Origin of the sequence: Streptomyces capoamus (genome assembly GCF_014654935.1) — a bacterium.
GTDB lineage: Bacteria > Actinomycetota > Actinomycetes > Streptomycetales > Streptomycetaceae > Streptomyces > Streptomyces capoamus.
The window spans coordinates 27,403-51,584 of sequence record NZ_BNBF01000026.1 but is presented as its reverse complement, the minus strand read 5'-3'; the positions used below and the strand labels follow the sequence as shown (position 1 = coordinate 51,584).

Sequence of the window (24,182 nt, the reverse complement as noted above, 5' to 3'; positions counted from 1 at the left end):
CGTACAGACTCCGGCCGGGAGGGACGGCTCCCGGCCGGGACCGTGGATCCGAGCGGGATCCACGGCACGCCGTCCCCGGGGCGCGTGCGTCCGCACGCCCCCGGGGCCGGTCACCGCACCGCCGCCCACCGCTCATGCCCCGCCCCCGTCACGGTCCCGCACGACCACACGCACCACCTCCATGAAACCCGCGTCGCCCGCGACGTGTCACCCGCCCGGAGGAGCCGCCGTGGCCGCCCATCCAGTCGACGAGAAACTCCCCGCCCTCAAAATGGCGACCAGCGGTCTGCAGCACGTGGCCGCCATGTACGCCGGAGTCGTCGCCCCACCGCTCATCGTCGGCGCGGCCATCGGCCTGTCCGCCGCCGACCTGACCTTCCTCACCGGTGCCTGCCTGTTCACCGCGGGCCTCGCCACCTTCCTCCAGACGCTCGGCTTCTGGAAGATCGGCGCCCGGCTGCCCTTCGTCAACGGCGTCACCTTCGCCGGTGTCGCCCCCATGACCGCGGTCGTCGCCTCCACCGAGGACAAGTCCGACGCGCTGCCGGTCATCTTCGGCGCGGTCGTCGTCGCCGGCCTCCTCGGCTTCCTCGCCGCGCCCTTCTTCAGCAAGGCGATCCGGTTCTTCCCGCCGGTCGTCACCGGATCCGTCATCACCCTGATCGGAGTGTCCCTGCTCCCGGTCGCGTTCGGCTGGGCCCAGGGCCCCGATCCCCGGGCCGACGACTACGGATCGGCCACCTACCTCACCCTCGCCGGCGTCACCCTGCTGATCGTGCTGCTGCTGCGCCGCTTCACCCGCGGCTTCGTCAAGCAGATCGCCGTCCTGCTCGGACTGGTCGCCGGCACGCTGATCGCGATCCCGTTCGGCGTGACGGATTTCGGCCCGGTCGCCGACGCGGACGTGGTCGGCTTCCCGACCCCGTTCCACTTCGGCGTCCCGCAATTCCGGCTCGCCGCGATCCTCTCCCTGTGCGTGGTGATGGTGGTCTCGATGACCGAGTCGACCGCCGACATGCTGGCGCTGGGCGAGATCGTCGAACGCCCCGCCGACGAGAGGACCGTCGCGGCCGGTCTGCGCGCCGACACCCTGGGCTCCGCGATCAGCCCGCTGTTCAACGGCTTCATGTGCAGCGCCTTCGCCCAGAACATCGGCCTGGTCGCCATGACCAGGATCCGCAGCCGGTACGTCGTCGCGACCGGCGGCGGCTTCCTGGTGCTGATGGGCCTGTGCCCGATGGCCGCCTCGCTCATCGCGGTCGTCCCGCGTCCGGCCCTCGGCGGCGCCGGTGTCGTCCTGTTCGGCTCGGTCGCCGCGAGCGGCATCCAGACCCTGGTCCGGGCCGGCCTCGACAAGGACAACAACGTCCTGATCGTGGCCGTATCCCTCGCGGTCGGCATCGTCCCGATCACCGCGCCGGGCTTCTACCACGCCTTCCCGCAGACCGCGAGGATCGTCCTGGACTCGGGGATCTCCACCGGCTGCGTCACGGCCGTCGTCCTGAACCTTCTCTTCAACCACGTCGGCAAGGGCCGTGAGGCCCATGACGTCACCCACCCCATGGAGGCCGGGGAGGAGATCGCCGCCGCGCGCTGAGACCGGCGGCCCCGCGTCAAGCGAGGCCGCTCGTCCGGCAGGGGGAGACGGCGGGGAGGCGGCCGGTGAAGTACGAGCGCGGCGGGACGCCCATCAGCGCGCGGAAGTCGGACGTCATGTGGGCCTGGTCGAAGTAGCCGTTCGACGCGGCGAGTTCGGCCCAGCGCGTGGTCGGGGCACCGGTGACCACCGCGCGGACCCGGTCGATGCGGGCGTACTGCTTGGGCGAGACGCCGACACCGTCGGCGAACAGGTTGCGCAACTGCCGCTCGCTCACCGCGAGTTCGCGGGCGACGTCCCGGACCCGCGCGGGCTCCCGGTCCGTTCGGGCGGACAGCGCCGCGACGCCCGCGCGGACCAGCGCCGCACGAGCCGGGTCCGCCGGCACCGGCAGCAGCCCGGGCAGTGTCCGTCCGAGGCGGGGCACCGCCTCCTGCGGGTCCAGCCAGCGCAGCGCGTGTGCCAGCCGGCGCGCGGTCGCGCCCGGCAGCTCGTGCAGGGGCGCCACCCGGCCCACCAGCTCCGCGGCCGGCACCCCCAGCAGCGGCCGCACCGTGCCCGGCAGCAGAAGCAGCTCCACACAGCTGAGTTCAGCCTTGCCCCGGTGGTAGGAGGCCCTGACCCGCGGGCCGACGGCCAGCACGTCCCGATGGCCGTCCGCGGTGACGCGGAGCACCACCCGGGTGACCGCGTCGGGAAGGCGTACGAGCGGCTCCCGCGGCGGCTCGGCGGAGGTCAGGGTCCGCACCCCCGCGATCCACGGGCGCAGCGCCTCGGGCGTGCTCAGGGCCTGCTCGGCGATGGGCTTCGGCATGCCTCCACGGTAGAGGCACGGCCGGGCCGGACGGCCGGCCCGGCCGTGCCGGAATCTACAAGAACCGTACGGCCGGGAGCGGTCACCGTGGGTCCATGATTCTGGTGACGGGTGCCACGGGCACCATCGGGAGTGAAGTCGTACGCCGGCTCGCGGCGCGCGGTGCGAAGGTGCGGGCCCTGACCCGCGACCCGGAGGCGGCCCGGCTGCCCGAGGGGGTGCGGGCCGTGCGGGGCGCCTACGGCGATCCGGCTTCCCTGGCGGCCGCGCTGGACGGTGTGACGGCCGCGTTCCTGCTGCGGCCCCCCGGCCCGGACGAGGGCCACGACGCCGTGACGGTCGCGGCGGCGCGCGCGGCCGGCGTACGACGACTCGTGAAGCTCTCCGCCATCGCGACCGGTGACGAGGGATCCGGCCCGTCCGGCCAGTGGCATGCCGAGGGCGAGCGAGCGGTACGGGAGAGCGGGGCGGAGTGGACCGTCCTGCGGCCTTCGACGTTCGCCTCCAACACGTCGAGCTGGCTGCCTGCGCTCCGCGCGGGCGAGCCGGTACCGAACCTGACGGGTGACGGCGCGTCCGGAGTGATCGACCCGGGCGACATCGCCGCCGTGGCGGTACGGGCCCTGCTGGACGGGCGGCACGCCGGACGGACGTACACGCTGACCGGTCCGGAGGCGCTCAGCGTCCCGGACCAGGCGGCCGTGGTCGCCGCGGTCCTCGGCCGGCCCGTTCCCACCCGGGGCCTCTCGCCCGACGAGACGATTCACTTCCTGCGCACGGCCTGGGGGTTCGACGCGGCGCAGGCGGAGAGCACCCTCGCCGGCCTCGACTACGTCCGCCGGGGCGGCAACGCGGTGATCACCGCGGACGTACCCGAGGTGCTGGGCAGGCCGGCCCGGACGTACCGGGCGTGGGTGGAGGACCACCGGGGCTCCTTCACCGCTGACTGACCCGCCGGGACGCCGGGACCCTACACGCCCAAAAGCGCGACGTCCGGGGTCAGTTCCTCGAACACCTTCCGCGGGTCGGGCACCAGCCGGCGTTCCCGGAGGTCCAGCAGACCGCCCACCGCGGTGACCTCGGCCGCCACCGTGCCGTCCGTCCGGCGGATCTCCTGCCGGACCCGGAAGGTCTTGCCGCCGCCCCACTCGAACACGCAGGTGACATCGACCTCGTCACCGGCGAGCAGTTCCCGCAGGTAGCGGATGTTCGTCTCCAGCGCCACCGGGCCGACGCCCCGGGCCAGCAGCCCGGTCTGGCTGATCCCCGCCGCCTGGAGCAGCGACCAGCGGGCGTGCTCCGCGTAGTTGAGGTACACCGCCTGGTTGAGATGTCCCTGGACATCGGTCTCGTATCCGCGGACGGTCACACGGACGGAAAACGGTCCGGTCACTGCCTGCCCTCCTCGCGTTCGGTTCTGCGGTCGACCGATCCTGACACGCCGGTCACACCCGGCGCGGCGAGGCCAGCACGAAGCGCGCTCTCGTCCGGGGCTCGGTGTACTCGCCGGCCTGCCAGCCGGCCCGCTCCAGCGTGGCCGCACAGGCCGCCAGGGCCGGGCCGTCCGGCGCGTACACGGCGACCGCCTCCGGCTGCGGGGTCGCCCGGACCCGGTAGCCGTCCGCGCCCCCGCCCGCCGGACGGTGCCCGGCGGCCTCCAGCGCGAGCGCCGCGGCGCGCACCAGGTGGGTGCGCTCCCAGCCGCACGGCCGGTCCGCGGCACCGCCGGGATTCGTCATCCGGCGCAGCTCCAGCAGCCCCTCCCAGGCGCTGTGCACCTCGCGGCGCCGGGCCGGACCGGTCGCGGGCGGCTCCTCCTCGCCGCCGACACGGGCCGTGAACACCCCGGTGTCCGGCGCCGGCGCCGGTACGGCCGGCGCCTCGGGCACCGCCTCACGGATCCGGTGGCCCGCCGGGGTGAGGAAGTGGTCGTGCGGCGGCCGGGGGTGACGGAAGGCCAGCCCCCGCTTCACCAGCGCCGCGAGCTGGGCCTCGGTACCGCGCAGCCGGCCGGTCACCGGGTCGGCGCCCTCGATCATCCGCCGCTGCGCGGCGGTCGGCGGTCGGGTCACGGAGCACTCCTTCCGACACCGCTCCCTCACGGGCCGCCGGACGGACGGCCCGACCGCAGGGTACGACCCCGCTCCGACACAGCCGGTCCGGCCGCCCGCGACGCCCCTACCGCGGTGGCCGGACGTTCCACTCCGCCACCACCGGGCGGCCGTGTTCCGTGCCCAGGCGGCACAGGGCACCGGTCGCGAGCAGGAAGAGGGCGCCGTGCCGGGGCGGCAGGCCCAGGCGGCGGGCGGTGAGGATGCGGAGGAAGTGGCCGTGGGCGATCAGCACGACGGCTGCCCCGGTGCGGGCGAGCGCGGCGTCGGCCCGGGCCAGCACCCGGTCGGCGCGCTCCCCGACCTGTTCCGGTGTCTCGCCCGGGTGGTCCGGCGGGCCGGGCGCCACCCCGTCCGTGAACAGGAACCAGCCGGGCCGGTCCCGCTGGATCTCCGGGGTGGTCACGCCCTCGTACCCGCCGTAGTCCCACTCGCGCAGGTCGGCGTCGACCCGCGCGTCCGGGATCCCGATGAGCCCGGCGGTCTCCCGGGCCCGCTGCAGGGGGCTGACGAAGGCCGCCCCGATCCGCTGGGAGCGGATCAGCGGCGCCAGCCGGCGCGCCTCCTCCCGCCCGTGCTCGGTGAGGGGCACGTCGGTCCGGCCGGTGTGCCGCCCGGACCGGGACCACTCGGTCTCCCCGTGCCGGACGAGAAAGAGATCACCCATGACGGCACGGTGGCACAGGGCCGCCGGCGCCCGCAGGACGGACTGCGCCAGACGGCCGTTGCACTACAGCGCGGGGTGTCAGGTGCCGGGGTGGACCAGGGTGTGCTCGGTGCCGAGGGACCTGGTGCCGGTGTCGGCGTACAGCGTGGTCTCCCCGGCGGACCAGCGCACGACCAGGTCGTTGCCGGCGCTGCCGTGCCGGAGGCCGCCGGCCGTCAGCACTGCCGCCTGCTGCCAGCGGCCGCTCGGCCCGCGCAGCCGGGTCCGGGCGCCGAGCCCGCCGGCGGAGGTGCCGGCGTAGGTGTCGAGGGCGCCGTCCGCCCAGCGCACCAGCAGGTCCCCGGTGCCCGTGCCGTCGAAGTCGCCGCCGGTCAGCAGGGCGGCCTTGGTCCAGTCGGCGTTCGCGCCGAGCAGCGGCGTGCCGGTGCCGAAACCGCCGGCGCCGACCGCGTCGTAGAGGGTGAGCGAGCCGTCGGCCCGGCGTACCAGCAGGCCGGTGCCCCCGTCCGCGCGGAACGGGCCGGCGGCGAGCTGGACGGCGTCCTTCCAGGCGGAGCCGGGCGGTGCCATCCGGATCTCCCGGCCCAGGCCGGACGGGCCGGGCTGCGGGTAGAGGGTGGCCTCCCCGTCGGACCAGCGCACGATCAGCCCGGCCCGGTCGCCGCCGGTGAAGGTGCCGCCGGCCACGGCCCGGGCGTGGGTCCAGGTGGAGTTGGCCTTCTGCAGCTGCTTCTCGGCGCCGAAGCCGCCCTTGCCGTCGCCCGGTTGCAGGGTGACCGCGCCGTCGGACCAGACCACGAGCAGGTCGCCGCGCCGGTCGCCGGTGTAGTCGCCGGAGGCCATGAGCAGGGCCTTGCGCCAGCGTGTCGCACCGCCCGCCAGCGTGCCCTTCAGACCCCGGTACGGCGGCAGGTCGCCGGGCGGTGCCTGGTCGGCGACGGCCCAGGCGAGGAGGTTCGCGGCGTCGGCGCCGAACGCGGTGGCATAGCTGATGTAGTCGACGTTGGCGTCGTTGCCGCCGCCGTTGTAGCCGCCGAGGTTGCCGATGACGTGCCCGGTGCGGGCGTCGTCCTTGTAGTCGGTGATCCACGGGCTGCCGGACACCCCGCCGTAGTAGCCGCCGCAGGTCATCGACAGCTGCCGGTATCCGCGCAGCTGCGTGGTCGGGACGGTGCACTTGACGGCGCGTCCGGCGCTGTTGTGCCGGTAGGAGGGGTAGCCGACGACGGTGACGTTCTTCAGCTTGTAGCCGGAGGGCCGGGTGAGGGTCAGTCCGCCGCCCACCGCGTCCTGCAGGGACTGTCCGCGCTGGTTGGCCGAGACCCGGGCGAACGCGGTGTCCAGGTCCGACGCGATCGTCTTGGTGGTGCTGGAGCCGCGGTCGGGCACGTACCGGGGGTCGATGAAGATGCGCTGGATGTGGAAGATGCCGTACGGCTGCCGGTCGGGCGCCGCGCCCTTCACGAACTTCGGGACGAAGATGTAGTCGCCCTTCATGCTCCGCGCGCAGTGGGCCGCGGTGAGCACGATGTTCCGGACCTTGGTGTCGATCACACTGCCGGTGCAGTGCCAGGCGGTGCCGCCCGGCCCGTCGGTGCCGAAGAACGTCCCCACCAGCCGCGTCCCCTTGAACAGCGTGCCTTGCGGGCGGCGCGCCGCGGCCGGGCCTGCGGGGGCCGGCGGGGCCTGCCGCGCCGAGTCCAGCGGCTGTGCCCCGGCCATGCGCTGCGCGGTCCAGAACCGCGCGGCCTGCCGTGCCTCCTGCCCGGCGGACGGCGCGGTCGGCGCGGTCGGCGTGGACGGCGTCGTCGGGGCGGGTTCCGCGGCCCCCGCGGCCGGGACGGCGAGGCCGAGCAGGCCCGCGCAGAGCACGGCGGCGGTGGCGTGGCGTCTTCCGTGGGACAACACTGCTGATCCCCCTGGTGTTTCCGGTGAGTCCGGTCCCTCCGGACTGCGGCACCGCACCGGGGGAGGGCGGGTGCGGCGCTGGTCGGACGCGCACCGGCGGCGCGCGGACCCCGTCTCGCGTGCGCCCCCCGGTCGGCAAGGGGATGATCTTCGCACACATGAGCGAGACGGGCCAGGAGGCTACTGCCGGTACCCGCTCAGGAACCTGCCGATCCGGCCGATCGCCGCCTCCAGGTCCTCCGCGTGGGGCAGGGTCAGAATGCGGAAGTGGTCGGGGCGGGGCCAGTTGAAGCCGGTGCCCTGGACCACCTGGATCTTCTCGCGCAGCAGCAGGTCGAGGACGAACTTCTCGTCGTCGTGGATCGGGTGCACCGCGGGGTCGATGCGCGGAAACGCGTACAGCGCGCCCTTGGGCTTGACGCAGGACACGCCGGGGATCTCGTTGAGCTTCTCCCAGGCCACGGTCCGCTGCTCGTGCAACCGGCCGCCGGGCGCGGTGAGTTCGCGGATGGACTGGCGTCCGCCGAGCGCGGCCTGGATGGCGTACTGGGCGGGCGCGTTGGCGCACAGCCGCATGGAGGCCAGCATGGTCAGGCCCTCCAGGTAGTCCCTGGCGTGCTGTCTGGGGCCGGTGACCACCAGCCAGCCGGAGCGGAAGCCCGCCACCCGGTAGGTCTTGGACAGGCCGCAGAAGGTCAGGACGACCAGGTCGGGGGCGAGCGCGGCGGCCGAGTGGTGGACGGCGTCGTCGTACAGGATCTGGTCGTAGATCTCGTCGGCGAACACCATCAGGCCGTGCCGGCGGGCGAGGTCGAGGATGCCCTCGACGACCTCCTTCGGGTAGACGGCGCCGGTCGGGTTGTTCGGGTTGATGATGACCACGGCCTTGGTGCGGTCCGTGATCTTCGACGCCATGTCCGCCAGGTCCGGGTTCCAGTCGGCCTGTTCGTCGCACAGGTAGTGCACGGCCTTGCCGCCGGCGAGCGTGGTGACGGCCGTCCACAGCGGGAAGTCCGGCGCCGGGATGAGAATCTCGTCCCCGTCCTCGACCAGCGCCTGCACGGCCATGGAGACCAGCTCCGAGACGCCGTTGCCCAGGAAGACGTCGTCCACGCCGACCTCGAGGCCCAGGGTCTGGTAGCGCTGGGCGACCGCGCGGCGGGCGGAGAGGACGCCGCGGGAGTCCGTGTAGCCGTGCGCCTGCGGCAGCATCCGGATCATGTCCTGGACGATCTCCTCCGGCGCCTCGAACCCGAAGGCCGCGGGGTTGCCGGTGTTCAGGCGCAGCACGCTGTGCCCCGCCTCCTCCAGCGCGTTGGCGTGCTCGATCACCGGACCGCGGATCTCGTAGCACACCTCGCTGAGCTTGTTGGACTGCCGGAACTCCATGCGCCCCTCCGGAAACTCGTGGTGCTTGGTTTTACCAAGTAGGAGCTTGGAAAGTCCAACAACATGTCTAGACTGCGTCGCATGCCACCACGCCGAAGCTACGACCAGTACTGCTCCGCGGCCCGCGCGCTCGACCTCGTCGGAGACCGCTGGACCCTGCTGATCGTCCGGGAACTGCTCGCCGGCCCGCGCCGCTACACCGATCTGCACGCGGACCTGCCCGGGGTCAGCACGGACGTACTCGCCTCCCGGCTGAAGGACATGGAACGGGACGGACTCGCCACCCGGCGCCGGCTGCCCCCGCCGGGCGCGGCCTACGTCTACGAACTCACCGGACGCGGCCGCGCGTTGCTCCCTGTGCTGCAGGCCCTGGGCAGCTGGGGCGAGGGCGAACTGGGCGAGCGGCGGCCCACGGACGCGGTACGCGCCCACTGGTTCGCACTGCCGCTGCTGCGCGCCCTGGACGGCGAGGGTCTGGTCGAAGTCAGCCTGGAGGAGGGAGAGTTCCACCTCCACCTCGGCGCCGGGGACGGACCGGTGTACGGCGACGGACCCGCGCCCGGCGAGGTGGACGCGCGCCTGGTGATGGACGCGGCGACCTGCGAGGCCATCGCCCGCGGCGAAACGCCCCTGCGGCAGGCGGTACGCGACGGGCGCGTCCGCGTGACCGGCGACGGCCCGCCGGCCAAGGCGCTGCGGGAGGCGTGAGCACGGGGCCGGGCCCGTTGGCGGAGTGGCGTGGGTGCGGTGACGGGGCGGTGGTTTCTGCGTCCGGTGGGCGTCAGGCACTTCTCGGTGTCCAGCCGCCCGGAGTTTCCGGCCCGTTGTCCGGGCGGAGGTGGCCCTGGCGGGGGCGGGCGCGTGCGGGGCGACGGGCCGCCGGCCGAGGCGCTGCGTGAGGGGTGAGGACGGGGCCGGGCCCGTTGGCGGGGGCTGGCGCGTGCGGGTCCCGCGACGGCCGGTCGGCCAAGGCGCCGCGGGAGGGGTGAGCACGGGGCCGGGCCCGGTGACGGGGCGGCGGTTTCTGCGTCCGGTGGGCGTCAGGCCCCTCTCGGTGTCCGGCCGCCCGGAGTTTCCGGCCCGTTGTCCGCGCGCGGAGGTGGCCCTGGCGGGGGCGGGCGCGTGCGGGTGACCGGTGACGGGCCGCCGGCCGAGGCGTTGCGGTAGGCGTGAGGCCGGGTCCGGTGGGCGGGGCCGGGTGTGCGGAAGGCCCGCCGGTGGGCGGGCCTTCGTGTCGGCTCGGGGTCAGACGGTGGGCGGCACCCGGGACGGCCGGCCCGACCCGCGCGTCAGCACGTACCCGCCGATGCCGGCGAGCGCGGCCAGGACGGCGCCGATGCCGGTCCACACCCAGCGGTCGGACCACCAGCCGGAGGACCAGCCGTCGTCCCGGCCGAAGCTGGAGAGCACGGCGGTCTTCGAACCGTCCCCCTGCCCGGCGGACTTGGCCGCGATCCCGGGGACGAGCGGCTTGCCCAGCGTGCCGTCCACCGCCGCCGCCCCGCCGATGTCCTTGGAGTCGGCGCGCACCTCGGCGCTCACCGGCTGTCCGAGGTCGGCGGCCGCGAGGTCCACCACCGTCAGCCGGAGGTAGTACGTGCCGGGCAGCGGGTCGTCGGCCCACGGCTCCGACCAGCCGCGCACGGTGCGCAGCACACAGGCCAGCTCGACGGAGGCGGCCCCCTGCGCGGCGGTCCGGGTCTGGGCGCCGTACTGGCAGGCCTGGCGGCGCCGCAGGCCGTCGTAGACGTCGAGCTGCCAGGTCTCGGAGCCGTGCGTGGCGGGGAGTTTCACCGTCGCCCTGACGGTGGGGCGCTGCCCGGTGTCGGCAGGGAACGACCAGTACAGGTAGTCACCGGTGGAGCCGGAGGCGGTCGCCGACTGGCCCTGCTCGATCTCCGTGGCCGTCCGGAAGGAGGAGCCCGCCCGGGTCGGCGCGTCGCCGTCGGCGGAGGCGCTCGGGGAGGGCGAGGAGTCGGCGGCGGCCGGCCCCGCGGCCAGCCCCAGCGCCAGCAGCGCGGCGCCCAGCATTCGTGTGATCCGCATCAGTTCGTCCTCCAGACCGCGACCCGCCAGCGCGACAGCCAGCCCCACAGCAGACCGGCGAGGAAGCCGGCCAGCACCAGCAGACCGAGCAGCCACCAGCCCCGGCCGAGACCGAAGGCGGCCACGTCGTGGTGCCCCGACGGCCCGTCCACCACGTCCACCGTCAGCTCCAGCGGCAGGCCGGGGCTCGTCTTGACGCCGGCGGCGGCCGAGAAGGAGGTGGTGAGCTGGAGGCACACCGTCTCCGCGGACGCCGTGTCGTCGTCGGTGTCCTGTTTCGGGTAGCGCAGACCGGTGGAGACGGCGTCGGTACGGCCGGTGCCGGCGGCCTCACCGCGCACGATCTCCCGGCCGTGCACCGTCACCGCCCGCAGCAGCACCCCGTAGTCGGGGTTCACGGCGCGGTCGTCCGCCACGCTCACCGCGGCCCGCAGCTCCTTGCCGGGGTCGACGGACACCTTGTACCAGCGCTGCCGCCCGAACTCCAGCCGGTCGGTGTACAGTCCGGACTTCAGCTCCGGCGCCTTCTCGCACCGGTCCGCGCCCTCGGTGGCCACCGGGGTGACCACCGGATCGGCCGCCCGCTCGACCAGGTCGCCGACCCGGTCGGACAGTTCCTCCTTGTGCCGGACGTCGGTGTAGGTGCCGCCGGTCGCGTCCGCGATGCAGCTGAGCTGGTCGCGGGTCTTGGCGTCCGGTACCAGGCCGAGGGTGTCGATGGTCAGCCCTATGCCCTTGGCCGCTATCTCCCGCGCCACCTCGCACGGGTCGAGCGGCTGGCAGGTGTCCTCGCCGTCACTGATCAGCACGATACGGCGGGTGCCGTTACCGCCGTCCAGGTCGCCGGCGGCCTTCAGCAGCGCGGGCCCGATCGGGGTCCAGCCGGTCGGCGCCAGCGTGGCCACGGCCGTCTTCGCGTCGGTCCGGTTCAGCGGGCCGACCGGATAGAGCTGCTCGGTGTCCTTGCAGCCCTCCTTGCGGTCGTTGCCGCGGTAGTTGGCACCGAGCGTGCGGATGCCGAGCCGGACCTCCTCGGGGGTCGCGTCCAGCACCTCGTTGAACGCCTGCTTCGCCGCGGCCATCCGGGAGCCGCCGTCGATGTCGCGGGTGCGCATGGAACCGCTGACGTCCAGCACGAGTTCGACCTTCGGAGCGGATTGGTCCGTCTCGTCGGCGACCGCTCCGGCAGGGAACGCGATCCCGGCCGTCAGGGCGGCGAGCAGAGCACAGACGCCCGCCGCCAGCCGTTGTCTTGTGATCATCGCCGGATCTTATTGACCGGACGGGCCGCGCTCCAAAACGAGCGGGTTCGGCAGGCGGGTCCAGCGGTCGCCCGGGGTGCCGGGGGACAGCCGCATCAGTGTCAACGCCTTGGTGGGCAGGGATTCCTGACGCAGCGCCACCAGATCGGCGGTCGGCGCGAGGTCCGGCAGGGCGGCGGCGAGCGCCGCGCCGAGGGCCGGCCCGGAGCCCGCCGTGCCGGCCAGCGCGCCCGCCACCAGCGAGCCGAACAGCTTGCGGCGCAAGGCGGTCTCGTCGTCGGTGAGCAGGCGGCCCGGCAGGGCGGGCGGGGCGATGCCGTGCCGGGCCAGTCGGGCGGGGCTGATCCGGATGTCGGCCAGGTCCCGGTAGACCAGGCGCAGCGGAGTGCCGTCGGCCGCCAGGACGACCAGCAGGTTCTGCCCGTGCGCCTCCAGCGCCACACCGAGGTCCAGCAGGCGCAGGCCCACCGTGAGCGCCAGCCGGGTGAACGCGGCCAGCCAGGCAGGGGAGTCGGGCAGGGACGTGGTGGCGAGGGCGGCCACCGGCAGGACCCGTTCGCCCGGCGCCGCGTACACCTGCGGCGACTCCCGCAGCAGTGCAGCCAGGTCGGGGGAGTCGGCCGTGGCCGCGCCCAGCGTGCGGGTGATGTGCAGCAGGCCGCCGGTGCGCGCCGCCAGGTCCTCGGCGAACGCCGACAGGAGCGCCGCCGACCGCACCGAGGCCACGGAGATGTCCCGCACCGACGACGTCAGCCGGGCGCTGAGCGCCGTCTTGACGTGCGGGCCGCCGGGCAGTGCCAGGGTGCGCAGGGACATCAGCGGACGGGCCGGGCGCCAGACGTCGTACGACCGCCCGAGCACGTGCGCGGCCTGCCAGGGGTGCACCGGCAGCAGGATCCGCGTGCCGTCGCGGAGTTCGTCCGGCCAGTCGCCGGACAGCAGGCAGCCGGCCGCCGGCACCGGCACCGTCCCCAGCTCCACCACCGCCCCGTGCTCCGGGCCGTACGCCAGCTGGTCCGCCACCGAGAAACCGGGCCGGGACCGGCAGTTCGGGTGGTACGGGTGCCCGTCGGCCACCCGCTGCTCCCACTCCCAGTCCTGCTCCGGCCACTCCTTCGGGTGATCGGCACCGGCCCGGGACAGCGCCAGCGAGGCCGCGCTGTGCGCCAGTTCGGCCGCGAAGGCGGCTCCGTGCGGCACTCCGAGCGCCGCCATCAGCCGCGCCGGATCGTCGTGGCGCTCCCGGTCCAGGCGTACCGCGCGGACGTACGCACCGGTGGCGTACGGGTCGGCGGCCGGCCCGTGCAGGGTCCGGCCGTCGGCCAGGCGCAGCGCCAGGCCGTGCGCCCCCGGCACCCGCCCGGCGAGCCACGGCAGCGGCTCGTGGGCCAGCGCCCGCCACAGCCGGGTCAGCACGGCGGCGCGGGCACCCGGCAGCTCGGCCGTGTACCGGGGCAGCAGGCCGGGCCGTACGGCGGCCAGCTCCTCGGCGATGCCGGCGTCGGCGGTGGGGGGACGGTGCACGGTCGGCTCCTCGGGTGGGACGGGGCACGGCACGATTGTCCGGGACGGCAGCCATACTGATCGTCACCGGCTCCCGGACGGCGCACCCGGCGTGCGCGGGGAAGACCGCGGGGCCCCTGGACGACGAACGAATGGATCGCGTGGACCTCACACCCCCCACCGGCGCGGACGGCCGCCGCGCCGACGCGTACGCGACCGCCCCCCTGCTCAACTGCCTGCTGCGGGAGGTGGCCGAACCGCTCCCGGCCACCGGGGACCGGCGCGTGCACCGGCTGCCGGACGGGCGGCTGCTGCGGGTGCGCGCCGGGCGGCGCCCCGCGGACCCCGAGCTCTACGCGGCCGGGGCCTGGCACCCGATCGGCCACCCGGAGCTGGTCAAACTGGTCGCCGAGGAGCTGCGCCGGCACACCGGGCTGCCCGGCGGCGACCTGCCCGCCGAGATGATCGACAGCCGGGACGCGGTCGCCGCCCTGCTCGCCGCGCGCGCCCGGGCCACGCCACCCGCGGACCCGTACCTGCGCTCCGAGCAGTCCCTGCTCACCGGCCACCCCTACCACCCGGCGCCGAAGGCACGCGGCGGCGGCCCGGCCGCGTCCTGGCTGCCGTACGCCCCCGAGGCGCACGCCCGCTTCCCGCTGGTGCTGCTCGGCGTCCGCGAGGACCAGGTCGCCGAGGAGGGCGACACCCGCGCCCTGGACGCCCTCGGCACCGCACCGCCCGGCTACCGGCTGCTGCCCGCCCACCCCTGGCAGCTCGACCTGGTCGCCCGCGACCTCGCGCCCGCCTTCGCCGACGGCCGGCTGCTGCGGATCGGCACGACGGCCTCCGACACCTGGCCGACGGCCGCCGTCCGCACCGTGTACGAGCCGCGCCGCGACCTGTTCCTGAAGTTCAGCCTCGACGTGCGCATCACCAACGACATCCGCCGGCTGTGGCGCCACGACCTGCGCCGGCTGCGCCGCACGGACAGCGCCGCCGGGCAGGCGTTCGCGGCGATGGGGCCGCCCGCGGCCTGGCTGAGCGACCGCGGCTACCGCACCGCCGCCTTCGCCTTCGAGGAACTGGCGGTGCTGGTCCGCGACGGGCTGCGCGGCCATCTGCTGCCGGGCGCGACCCCGTTGCTGGCGGCCGGGCTCGCCGAGGGCTTCGAGGGCAGCCCGCTGGCCGCCGCCGCGGACCCGGCCGGCTGGTGGGAGGCCTACCTGCGGGCGGTCGTACCGCCCGCCCTGACCGCGTTCGACGCGCACGGGGTCGTCCTGGAGGCCCACCTGCAGAACACGCTCGTCGCCGTGGACGCGGCGGGCACGCCGGTGCAGGCCCTGTTCCGGGACGCCGAAGGCGCCAAGCTGCTGTCCGGCACGACCCGGGCCGCCGGCTGGCAGCGGCTGGTGTACTGCCTGGTCGTCAACCACCTCACCGAGATCGCCGGCGCCCTCGCCGACCACCACCCCGGCTTCGACCCGTGGCCCGCCGCCCGCCGCGAGCTGGCCCGGCACCCGCTGCCCGAGATCACCGCCCTGCTCACCGCGCCCACCCTGCCCGGCAAGACCAACCTGCTGCTGCGCTGGACGGGCGCGGACGGCGCGGACGCCCGCTACCTCCCGCTCCCGAACCCGCTGGCCGACGCCTGACCTGCCGTACCCTGGCCGGTGTGCTGCGCGACGTGACTGCTGTTCGATACGTGACCCCGCTCCGGTCGGGCGGCTCCGTACCCGGCGTCGTCGAGGCCGACGACCTCGGTACGTACGTCGTGAAGTTCACCGGCTCGGCCCAGGGCCACAAGGCGCTGGTCGCGGAGGTCATCGTCGGTGAGCTGGCCCGGGCGCTCGGCCTGCGCTTCCCGGAGCTGGTCCTCGTCCACTTCGACCCGGCCGTCGCCGCGGCGGAACCGCACCAGGAGGTGCGCGACCTGCACAGTGCCAGCGCGGGCGTGAACCTCGGCATGGACTATCTGCCGGGTGCCGTGGACCTCACGCCGGAGATCGCCCGGAGCTTCCCGGTGGACCCGCTGGAGGCCGGCCGGATCGTCTGGCTGGACGCGCTGACCGTGAACGTCGACCGTACGGTGCACAGCTCCAACCTGATGGTCTGGCCCACGCTCGGCACCGCGCCGCCGCGGCTGTGGCTCATCGACCACGGCGCCGCCCTCGTCTTCCATCACCGCTGGGACACCACGGCCCCGGGCCGCAGGTACGACTTCCGGCACCACGCCCTCGGCCACTACGCACCCGACGTGCGCGCCGCCGACGCGGAACTCGCGCCCCGCGTGACGGAGGAGCTGCTGCGCGCGATCGTCGCCGAGGTGCCGGACGCCTGGCTGGCGGAGGACGCCGGGTTCGCCGCCCCCGACGATGTCCGGGACGCCTACGTCGGCTATCTCCTGGAGCGGGTCCGGCTCTCGGCCGAGTGGCTGCCCACCGACTTCCCGAGCCGGGAACAGCTCGCGGCCGAGGAGGCCGACCGCGCGGCGCGGACCCGGGCGGGCCGCCCGGCCTGGCTGCAGCAGGTCCCCGACCTGCACGGCAAGCCGGCGGCGGAGCAGGACTGGTCGGCGCACCTCGGATGACCCGTCGCCGTGCGGCCCCGGGGAGCCGGGGCCCGCACGGCGACGCGGGGGTCAGCCGCGCAGCCGCCGGTAGGCGGGCAGGGTGAGGAAGTCGGCGTAGTCCTCGTCGAGGGCCACCTCCAGCAGCAGGTCGTGCGCCTCCTGCCAGTGCCCGGCGGCGAAGGCCTCCTCGCCGATCTCCTCGCGGATGGCGTCGAGTTCCTCGGCGGCGACCTTGCGGGCCAGCTCCGGCGTGGCCTTGTCACCGTTCTCGAACTCGACGCCCGCGTTGATCCACTGCCAGATCTGCGAGCGGGAGATCTCGGCGGTGGCCGCGTCCTCCATCAGGTTGAAGATGGCGACCGCGCCGAGTCCGCGCAGCCAGGCCTCGATGTAGCGGATGCCGACCTGGACGGCGTTGACGAGACCGGCGTACGTCGGCTTCGCCTCCAGCGAGTCGATCGCGATCAGGTCGGCGGCCCCGACCCGGACGTCCTCGCGCAGCCGGTCCTTCTGGTGGGGCTTGTCGCCGAGGACCTTGTCGAAGGACTCCATGGCGATCGGCACCAGGTCGGGGTGGGCGACCCAGGAGCCGTCGAAGCCGTCGTGCGCCTCACGGTCCTTGTCGGCGCGGACCTTCTCGAAGGCGACCTTGTTGACCTCGGCGTCCCTGCGGGACGGGATGAAGGCCGCCATGCCGCCGATGGCGTGCGCGCCGCGCTTGTGGCAGGTGCGGACGAGGAGTTCGGTGTAGGCCCGCATGAAGGGGGCGGTCATCGTCACGGCGTTGCGGTCCGGCAGGACGAACTTCGGTCCGCCGTCCCGGAAGTTCTTCACGATGGAGAACAGGTAGTCCCAGCGGCCGGCGTTCAGCCCCGAGGCGTGGTCGCGCAGTTCGTAGAGGATCTCCTCCATCTCGTACGCGGCCGTGATGGTCTCGATCAGGACGGTGGCGCGGATGGTGCCCTGCGGGACGCCGACGTAGTCCTGGGCGAAGACGAACACGTCGTTCCACAGGCGGGCTTCGAGGTGGGACTCGGTCTTCGGCAGGTAGAAGTAGGGGCCCTTGCCCAGGTCGATCAGCCGCTGGGCGTTGTGGAAGAAGTACAGGCCGAAGTCGACGAGGGCACCGGGCACGGGCCGGCCCTCGGCGTCGGCGAGGTGCCGCTCGTCCAGGTGCCAGCCGCGCGGGCGCATGACGACGGTCGCCAGTTCCTCGTCGGGGCGCAGGGCGTACGACTTGCCGGACGCCGGGTCGGTGAAGTCGATGCGGCGGGTGTAGGCGTCGATCAGGTTCACCTGGCCGAGGACCACGTTCTCCCAGGTGGGTGCGGAGGCGTCCTCGAAGTCGGCGAGCCAGACCCGCGCACCGGAGTTGAGCGCGTTGATGGTCATCTTGCGGTCGGTGGGACCGGTGATCTCCACGCGCCGGTCGTTCAGCGCGGCCGGGGCCGGGGCGACCCGCCAGGAGTCGTCCGCCCGGATCGCGGCCGTCGCGGGCAGGAAGTCGAGTGCGGAGGTGCGGGCGATCTCGGCGCGGCGCTCGGCCCGGCGGGCCAGGAGTTCGTCACGGCGCGGGGTGAACCGCCGGTGCAGCTCCGCCAGGAAGGCGAGCGCCGCGTCCGTGAGGACCTCTTCCTGCCGGGGCAGGGGCTCGGCGTCGACGATGGCCAGCGGGGACGGCGCTGGTGCGGACATGAGCTGTCACTTCCTTCAGCGGTGGCACCGGGTGCCAAGAGGCACGTAAGGGACATACAGCGCCGACTGTGCGGGCAGGCGCTTCTGATCAGTGGATAGTAGTTTCCTCATCGTGGAACTTCAATGGTTTGTTGATGTCGAGATGCTCCGGGTCGAGACAAGGTGGCGCCGCGTGCCACCCCCTTCACTCAAGGTGGCTCAGGTCGGCCTCGGTGTCGATGTCGTACGGGTCGGCGACGTCCCCGCACTCCACCAGCCGGACCGCGCCCGCGTGCGCCTTCAGGTAGGCGCGCGCCCCGCGGTCCCCGGTGGCGGCCCGGGCGATGCCCGCCCAGTGCGCGGCACCGAACAGCACGGGATGCCCGCGCACCCCGTCGTAGGCGGCCGAGACCAGCGACGTCTCGTCCGCGTACGCGGCGAGCACCCGGGCCACCGCGACCGGTCCGATACCGGGCTGGTCGACCAGGCCGACCAGGGCCGCCCGCGCCCCCGTCCCGGCGAGCGAGGCCAGCCCGGCGCGCAGCGACGAGCCCATGCCCTCGGCCCAGTCCGGGTTGTCCACCAGCACGCAGCCGTCCAGCGCGGCCCGGGCGCGCACCTCCTGAGCCGCGGCGCCCAGCACCACGTGGATCCGCCCGCACCCGGCCGCGCGCAGCACCCCGACCGCGTGCTCGACCAGCGGCCGGTCCCGGTGCGGCAACAGCGCCTTGGGGCGTCCGCCGAGCCGCCGGCCACCGCCGGCGGCCAGCAGCAGCCCCGCGACCTGCCCCTGAAGTTCCTGGTCGTCCGTCATGGATCCTGCATACCCGACGGCGCCCCACCGGACGGATTTCCGGCGCCGATTCCCTTGGGCTGAATTTCGGTCCGCCCTGTGGCGCTCCCGCACGGCGTGGCGTTTACTGACCCGCGCACGACGGCGTGCCAGGGGGAGGGCTGTGTTGCGGAGCTTGGGGCAGAGGCCAGTGATCGGCAGCGACGAGGACCCGAGGGTGGCGGAACTGCGGACCGCGGTGTCCCGGCTGCGCCGCGAACTCGCCGCGTTACCGGCGGACTTCCCGGACCGGGCGATAGCCGAGGACGAGCTGGCGGCCCTGGCGGCGATGGCCGCCGGTGGCCCGCCCGAGATCCCGCGCCTGCGCAGCTCCCTGCTGCTGGTCGCCGGCGCCATAGGCTCGATGAGCGCGCTGACCCGGGGCCTGTCCCAGGTCCGCGACGCCGTGAACCTGTTCGGCGAGCCGCCCCGCACCTAGGCGCTCCCGCCCGGATCGCATCGGATCGCCCCGGGCCAGGGAGCGGGCTCCGCCCCCGTACCCGCCACCGCGCCCTCGCGGGCGGAGCGGACGGGTGGGTACGGGTATCCGGTCCGGGTTCCGTATCCGGTGCGGCTCCCGTATCCGATGCGGGTCCAGTCTCCTGTCCGGGTCCCGTCTCCTGTCCGGGTCCTGTCTCCGGTCCGGTGCGGGTTCCGGGGCGGGCGCTCGGCCCAGCGTCGGGACTGGGCCCGGCTCCGGTACTGGGCCCGGTCCGGCACTGAACCTGGCACCGGCGCTGGGTGCGGCCGGCGCTGGGGCTGGCACTGGACCTGGCTTGGTACTGAGCCCGGCTTTGGTGCAGGTCGGGGTGGGCACTGGGCTGGCGCTGGGCCAGAAGCCGACACTCGGTCAGGCTCCGGCGCTCGGTCCGGCGCCGGGACTGGGCCCGGCTCCGACGCAGGCCCGGGCCGGTACTGCGCCGGCGCTGAGGCAGGGGACCGGCACTCGGTCCGTCTCTGGGCCTGGGGTCCGGCGCTGAGCCCGGCCCCGGGCCCGGTTCTGGTACTAGGCCCGGCTCCGGTACTGAGCCCGGGCCCGGCTCCGGCACTAGGGTCTGTTGCGAAAGTGGTGGACGAGCCGCCGAAAAATCTCGGTGAGCTGCTCCAGCGTTGACGGTCCCCCGATGTTGCCGGGGGATCCACATTCGGAGAGCTACCCCCGTTGTTGCGATGCCCACCACACAGGCCGCAGCGCCCCAACCGTTCCCGCCCCATGCAAGTCCACGGGCCCTGTGAGCAGCAAGAGCTAAAGATCCCGCACAACGCTTGCCGGTCCGGCACCCAGGGCCGGCCCCGCGACCAGCTTCGGGCCTGGCTCGGGCAGCAACGGCTCGAATTCATCCGAGACGATCCACGGCCTCGGCTGGTGCGTCCCCACGGCTGCACCAACGAGCAACCGAACCGACAGTCACATGATCAACAGCTTCTGGCAGGACCTCTGACTGATCGTTTCAGAATGAGTTGAGCCGCCGGTCTTGCGCTCGGCCGGACGATCTGTGGGAGCGGGTGGCTCCGCTGCTGCCACCCGCTCGAACGACGCCGTCGCCACCCCGGGCGACTTCGCCTTCCGGGCAGGGCGGCTCTCACCGTCATCGCGTACGTGCTCCGCACCGGCGTTGCCTGCCGCGCGGACGCGCTGGACCCGGACCCGGACCTGGACCTGGACCTGGACCTGGACCTGGACCTGGACGACTGTGCCGTGGACAGCTCGCATGTCCGGACCCTCATGGGCAGTGGGCGTCAGAACCAGCCCTTGTGGGCGGCCTTGATGCCGGCCTCGAAGCGGCTGCTGGCACGGAGGCGTTCCATGATCGAGGCCATCAGGCGGTTGACTGTGCGGGACGAGGCGCCGAGGCGCTGGCCGGCGGTGTCGTCGGTGAGGCCGGAGCCAGCGGCCGGACGCCGGGGCGGCAAGCACCTGGAACCCGCGCAATCACAAGGGAGATCGATGCGGCTGCGCCAGATGGTGTCCCAGGGGTGTCGCGATGTGCTTGACGGCTTGCCCGATGCGCCGGGTCTGAATCAGGCCTGCTTGCCGTAGCACGGTGGTATAGCGGCTGACTGCGGCGTCTGACACCCCGAGTTGCCTGGCCAGTTGCCGGCCGGTGGCGTCGCCGGACGTGACGATCACTGCGAGTACTTCCGCTCTGCCCTCGCCCAGCAGGGACCGGAGCGCGGCCTTGTGCTCCGGCTCAAGGCGCGGAGGGTTACCGGCGGGAATCCGGATGGTGAGGGAATCGCTGGTCGGTTCGGCGAGAGTGACCTGTCGGTTCAGGGCTACTGGCTGGATCCGGAGCGAGCGGATTCCGAGCTCAAGGTCTCCCTCAAAGGCGGTGGGCACCTCCACGACGCCTGGGCGGAACCTGATGTCGTGTCCTAGCCGGTGCAGCATCGCCGAGGCACCGCTGGCCACATAGCGGGGTGACAGGTCGGCGGCGCGAGCCGCCACCGCCGAGCTGATCCCCGAGCGGTGCGGGTCGACCGCGGTACTGCGCAGACGGTCCACCGAAGTGGCCAGGACGCTGTAGGCGCGTTCGTCTCCCTCGGCAAGGGCTTTGGTGAACGGTGTCGGTCGGCGGCGCGCGAACAAGTGGGATAAATAGACGTGGTCGACGCCTTCAGTGAGGTCTGGGGAGGTGCCGCGGGAGTAGAGCTGGGCCAGCGGTAGGCGGGACCGCCCGCCATGGGCAAGAGCGCGGCCAGCAGCGGTCAACTCGGCGTCGAAGTCGGCATGACCGCAGATCCTGACGTTGCCCAGACCCTCCGGCCCGAGATGAATGCGTATCACCTATCCCCCCAAGGCTTGACGCCCTCACCAGGGCTTTTGCGCTCCACGGAGAAAGCTACCCGCGCGCGGGCCCAACCGAAACGATGGGGGCACACGGCACCGGCACGGCACTGTGCCCGTCGGGGAAATGCTAGACAAATGGGGGTATCTACATGTCCATACGTAGCATCACGCGCACGGTCCGGAAGCTTCGCCGTGAACGCAGCCAGGCGCGGGTCCTGGTGCGTGCTGGTGAGGCGACAGCGGCGAGCGGACCACCCGGAGCGGGTCCCCTCGTTGGCGAACCTCCCAGGTCCGCGGCAGGATCTCCCCGCCTGACACAATCGCGTCGGGATTTGATCGACGCGGGCTCCTCCATGCGAACGGCACGCGCGTTGGGGGTCTTAGCTCTGGCCGCGGTTGCCACGACCCTCATGCCAAGCGAGGTCTCAGCAGCGCCCGTTCCTGACGTGTTGGCCGTGAACGGCACCATGAACCTCGGTCGGCTTGGCACCTCGGTCAGCGCGGACAAGACCGACTTCGCCGGGCTGTACGTCGACGAGGCGCACCACACCATCGACGTGTACACCGCTTCCGGCAACGCCGTCGCGAAAGCGCGCACCGCGCTGGCGGCCCAGCATCACATCAGCCCCGGGGCGGCACCGGGGTCCGACAGCCGACTTAGCGTAACGACGAGCTACGCGGTCAAGTACGTGCCGGTGAAGTACTCGCAGAGAACCCTGGAGTCGGCAGCGAATGTCGTTGCGGCCAGTCGCACCATCGAGGGCGTCCGGTGGACCGTCGCTGGGACGGACCCGCGCACCAACAAGACCCTGATCGGCGTTCCGACCGTCACCGCGGACTTGCGAGCCAGGGTGAAGGCCAAGTACGGCGATCTCGTCGAACTCCAGGCCACGGGCAAGGTCACCACTGAGATGAAGGTCGACCACTACGCCAGCCCCAGGGCTGCGCAGGCGGCGGCCAGGGTGTCCCCGCGGGATGTCTCGTCGGTCAACCGCTTGCTTGACTCCAATCCCTGGTACGGCGGCGACCGCATCGTCAGGATCGACGGCACCGATGTCATCCAGTGCACCGCTGGCATCGCCTACTCCGATCCGTACTATGCCCCGACCCAGATGCTCTACGCAGGGCACTGCGCCCCGAAGGGCTACGGATGGAAGCAGGGCTACTACGACGGTGCCCTCCACTACAGCTCGTCCAACAGCGGCCACTTCGGAATCACCGGTTGGCAGACCTTCAACGGGGGTTACACCGACGCAGCGCTCATCACCGGAGACCAGGGCGCTCAGTACGCGTGGGACATCTACGTCAAGGGTGCCACTTTCTGGCAGCAGAGCGGGTACGCGTACAACCAGGCCGGCAACGGTTTCTGCTCGGACGGTTCCTTCACTCAGGAGAACTGCCACGGCGTGATCCAGTCCTGCGGCAACAGGATCCAGTACAGCGACGGCTCCGTGGCATACGACATGTGCATCGGCCAGTCCAACGACGGATCCCGGATGTCGCAGAATGGCGACTCCGGGGGGCCGATCATCTCCGGAAGCCCGATGGTCGCCCGCGGCATCATCTCCGGTGGCAACAACGGCAACACAATCTTCTTCACTCCATGGGAAGCAGTGAATCGCCTCGTCGGCGGCCACCCCTGTCCCTGCTGACCACAACTCCGTACCCCAGCCCCCGGCCCCTCCCGGTCGGTGCCACCGCCAGGCCGCGAAGCCTGGGGCGTCGCCACCGGGGAGCACCCGGAGCGGCGAACGGACCGAGCGCCACCGCGGAGCGCCGAACCGGCTCAGGCACCGTCCCCTCGCCACCTCAAGGACAACGACCATGACCTGTCTGCCCGTTGCCGTCGCCACCGCGGTCGCCGCCCTCGCCGTCGCCGCCGTCACCCTGCTGCCCACGGCCGCCACCACCCTCGCCGATCCGACCCCCGCCAACCCCGGGCCCCGGCGACCGAGGCCGCCGAAACCCTCGACATCCTGTGGGCCCACACCACACCCGAGGACGGCCTGGAACACGCCAGGGCAGGCACCGAACCCGGCCGTCTCGACCTGCTCCTCTTCCACCTCCCGCCCGAGAGTCCCGGTGCCCCGGACGCCACCGACCGCGCCGCGGCCCTGGTCGCCCACAGCTCCCGCAACTCCCCGGTACTAAGACTGCGTTACCTCCCGCCGGCCCCCGCGCCGAGCGTCTCCGGCCGCTGACACCCCGCGCCCGGCCCCGCCGACCGCTGTTCCCACAGAGCAGTCATCCGCCCCCGTCATCCGCACGCACCGACGTTCCCCGTGCACCCAACACACTCCGACCTGAGGAACAGCCATGTCCCGGATCACCAGCCTCACCGCCGCCGCCACCGCGCTCAGCGCCTTCCTGCTCGCAGGTACCGCCGCCGGACCGGCCTTCGCCGCCACCACCCAGGGCAACGCGGCCGCCATCATCGCCGCGGCCAACATCGGAAAGGGGCCGTGCAGCACCAACAACGCCGGCGGCACCGGTTTCCTCGGCAGTTGCAGTGGCGAGGAGTGGTGCGCCGACTTCGTGAAATGGACCTGGAACCAGGCCGGCGTCACCGACACCGGTGTCATCACCGCCGCCGCCTACACCTTCGCCAAGTACGGCACCGCTCACGACACCTTCCACTGGGTCAGCGACAGCAGCTACACCCCCCAGCCCGGCGACGCCGTGATCTGGGCCGGCAACGGCCGGAGCCTGCCCAGTGACCCGAACAACCTCACCTTCGACGACGTCCAGCACGTCAACCTGGTCCAGAGCGTGAGTTCCCGGACGAACATCACCACCATCGGCGGCAACGAAGACAACAGTGTCCAGCAGAAGCCCGGCTTCGACCCGACAGTCAAACAGGACTGGGGCCAGAAGGTCATCGGCTACATCAGCCCCGTCGGCTCCCCGACCGTCCCCCCGCCCACGATGCCGCGGAGCAGTTCGTCGGGCCTTTCGGCGAAGTCCGACGGTGGCTACACCACGGCCTGGAAGGGCAGTGACGGGAAGCTGTGGATCGGCA

21 protein-coding genes are annotated in these 24,182 nt (G+C 73.2%); 8 read left to right on the top strand and 13 right to left on the bottom strand.

Features of this window, described 5'->3' with window-relative positions:
* The first annotated feature begins 181 nt into the window (after nucleotides 1-181).
* The gene (locus IE312_RS31525) at nucleotides 182-1,597 is read left to right on the top strand and encodes a nucleobase:cation symporter-2 family protein (RefSeq protein WP_370467642.1); all 1,416 of its coding nucleotides are present in this window, start codon (nucleotides 182-184) and stop codon (nucleotides 1,595-1,597) included.
* Between the two features lie 16 nt (nucleotides 1,598-1,613).
* Here IE312_RS31525 and IE312_RS31520 read toward each other — a convergent pair whose 3' ends face one another.
* A complete protein-coding gene (locus IE312_RS31520) occupies nucleotides 1,614-2,411 on the bottom strand; it encodes a helix-turn-helix domain-containing protein (RefSeq protein WP_189985672.1) in 798 nt (265 codons plus the stop codon).
* Nucleotides 2,412-2,506: 95 nt separating this feature from the next.
* Here IE312_RS31520 and IE312_RS31515 point away from each other — a divergent pair, with 95 nt between their 5' ends.
* On the top strand, nucleotides 2,507-3,361 hold the full coding sequence (locus IE312_RS31515) for an NAD(P)H-binding protein (protein ID WP_189985671.1): 855 nt from the start codon (nucleotides 2,507-2,509) through the stop codon (nucleotides 3,359-3,361).
* Between the two features lie 20 nt (nucleotides 3,362-3,381).
* Here the strand turns inward: IE312_RS31515 and IE312_RS31510 are convergent, their stop codons facing one another.
* The 5 genes from IE312_RS31510 to IE312_RS31490 form a co-directional block, all read right to left on the bottom strand.
* Nucleotides 3,382-3,804, bottom strand: coding sequence for an acyl-CoA thioesterase (locus IE312_RS31510; protein ID WP_189985670.1), 423 nt, complete (start codon nucleotides 3,802-3,804; stop codon nucleotides 3,382-3,384).
* A 52-nt stretch (nucleotides 3,805-3,856) separates the two neighbouring features.
* On the bottom strand, nucleotides 3,857-4,483 hold the full coding sequence (locus IE312_RS31505) for a hypothetical protein (RefSeq protein ID WP_189985669.1): 627 nt from the start codon (nucleotides 4,481-4,483) through the stop codon (nucleotides 3,857-3,859).
* Nucleotides 4,484-4,589: 106 nt separating this feature from the next.
* Nucleotides 4,590-5,189, bottom strand: a complete 600-nt coding sequence (locus IE312_RS31500) for a histidine phosphatase family protein (protein ID WP_189985668.1) — start codon at nucleotides 5,187-5,189, stop codon at nucleotides 4,590-4,592.
* A 78-nt stretch (nucleotides 5,190-5,267) separates the two neighbouring features.
* A complete protein-coding gene (locus tag IE312_RS31495) occupies nucleotides 5,268-7,094 on the bottom strand; it encodes a trypsin-like serine peptidase (RefSeq protein ID WP_229900661.1) in 1,827 nt (608 codons plus the stop codon).
* 183 nt (nucleotides 7,095-7,277) lie between these two features.
* The gene (locus IE312_RS31490) at nucleotides 7,278-8,486 is read right to left on the bottom strand and encodes a pyridoxal phosphate-dependent aminotransferase (RefSeq protein WP_189985667.1); all 1,209 of its coding nucleotides are present in this window, start codon (nucleotides 8,484-8,486) and stop codon (nucleotides 7,278-7,280) included.
* 81 nt (nucleotides 8,487-8,567) lie between these two features.
* On the opposite strand from IE312_RS31490, the gene IE312_RS31485 reads away from it, so the two are divergent.
* Entirely contained in the window at nucleotides 8,568-9,194 is a 627-nt protein-coding gene (locus IE312_RS31485; protein ID WP_189985666.1) for a winged helix-turn-helix transcriptional regulator, read from the top strand.
* Between the two features lie 537 nt (nucleotides 9,195-9,731).
* Here IE312_RS31485 and IE312_RS31480 read toward each other — a convergent pair.
* The 3 genes from IE312_RS31480 to IE312_RS31470 are packed head-to-tail and all read right to left on the bottom strand — an operon-like array spanning nucleotide 9,732 to nucleotide 13,318.
* Nucleotides 9,732-10,532, bottom strand: a complete 801-nt coding sequence (locus tag IE312_RS31480) for a hypothetical protein (RefSeq protein WP_189985665.1) — start codon at nucleotides 10,530-10,532, stop codon at nucleotides 9,732-9,734.
* The gene (locus IE312_RS31475) at nucleotides 10,532-11,794 is read right to left on the bottom strand and encodes a VWA domain-containing protein (RefSeq protein WP_189985664.1); all 1,263 of its coding nucleotides are present in this window, start codon (nucleotides 11,792-11,794) and stop codon (nucleotides 10,532-10,534) included. Before IE312_RS31475 ends, IE312_RS31480 begins: the two co-directional genes overlap by 1 nt.
* Nucleotides 11,795-11,803: 9 nt before the next feature.
* The gene (locus tag IE312_RS31470) at nucleotides 11,804-13,318 is read right to left on the bottom strand and encodes an IucA/IucC family protein (protein ID WP_189985663.1); all 1,515 of its coding nucleotides are present in this window, start codon (nucleotides 13,316-13,318) and stop codon (nucleotides 11,804-11,806) included.
* A 131-nt stretch (nucleotides 13,319-13,449) separates the two neighbouring features.
* Here IE312_RS31470 and IE312_RS31465 point away from each other — a divergent pair, with 131 nt between their 5' ends.
* Together IE312_RS31465 and IE312_RS31460 are read left to right on the top strand one after the other, a co-directional pair.
* Complete coding sequence (locus tag IE312_RS31465) at nucleotides 13,450-14,949, top strand: IucA/IucC family protein (protein WP_189985662.1); 1,500 nt, start codon at nucleotides 13,450-13,452, stop codon at nucleotides 14,947-14,949.
* Between the two features lie 20 nt (nucleotides 14,950-14,969).
* On the top strand, nucleotides 14,970-15,884 hold the full coding sequence (locus IE312_RS31460) for a HipA family kinase (protein WP_189985661.1): 915 nt from the start codon (nucleotides 14,970-14,972) through the stop codon (nucleotides 15,882-15,884).
* Nucleotides 15,885-15,935: 51 nt separating this feature from the next.
* Here the strand turns inward: IE312_RS31460 and aceB are convergent, their stop codons facing one another.
* On the bottom strand, nucleotides 15,936-17,561 hold the full coding sequence (aceB, locus tag IE312_RS31455; RefSeq protein ID WP_189985660.1) for a malate synthase A: 1,626 nt from the start codon (nucleotides 17,559-17,561) through the stop codon (nucleotides 15,936-15,938).
* 184 nt (nucleotides 17,562-17,745) lie between these two features.
* Nucleotides 17,746-18,354, bottom strand: a complete 609-nt coding sequence (locus tag IE312_RS31450; protein ID WP_189985659.1) for a nucleotidyltransferase family protein — start codon at nucleotides 18,352-18,354, stop codon at nucleotides 17,746-17,748.
* A 142-nt stretch (nucleotides 18,355-18,496) separates the two neighbouring features.
* Between IE312_RS31450 and IE312_RS31445 the strand changes: the two genes are divergently transcribed.
* Nucleotides 18,497-18,811 (top strand): DUF5955 family protein, encoded by a 315-nt coding sequence (locus tag IE312_RS31445; RefSeq protein WP_189985658.1) that lies wholly within the window; start codon nucleotides 18,497-18,499, stop codon nucleotides 18,809-18,811.
* A gap of 1,301 nt (nucleotides 18,812-20,112) precedes the next feature.
* Here IE312_RS31445 and IE312_RS31440 read toward each other — a convergent pair.
* Both IE312_RS31440 and IE312_RS31435 read right to left on the bottom strand, forming a co-directional pair.
* Nucleotides 20,113-20,286: a helix-turn-helix domain-containing protein gene (locus IE312_RS31440; protein ID WP_189985657.1), complete on the bottom strand. Its 174-nt coding sequence runs from the start codon at nucleotides 20,284-20,286 to the stop codon at nucleotides 20,113-20,115.
* A 19-nt stretch (nucleotides 20,287-20,305) separates the two neighbouring features.
* On the bottom strand, nucleotides 20,306-21,160 hold the full coding sequence (locus tag IE312_RS31435) for an ArsR/SmtB family transcription factor (RefSeq protein ID WP_189985656.1): 855 nt from the start codon (nucleotides 21,158-21,160) through the stop codon (nucleotides 20,306-20,308).
* A 458-nt stretch (nucleotides 21,161-21,618) separates the two neighbouring features.
* Between IE312_RS31435 and IE312_RS31430 the strand changes: the two genes are divergently transcribed.
* Both IE312_RS31430 and IE312_RS31425 read left to right on the top strand, forming a co-directional pair.
* Nucleotides 21,619-22,815, top strand: coding sequence for a chymotrypsin family serine protease (locus IE312_RS31430; RefSeq protein WP_189985655.1), 1,197 nt, complete (start codon nucleotides 21,619-21,621; stop codon nucleotides 22,813-22,815).
* Nucleotides 22,816-23,479: 664 nt separating this feature from the next.
* The coding region (locus IE312_RS31425) for a CHAP domain-containing protein (protein WP_189985654.1) at nucleotides 23,480-24,182 on the top strand (703 nt) is incomplete at its 3' end.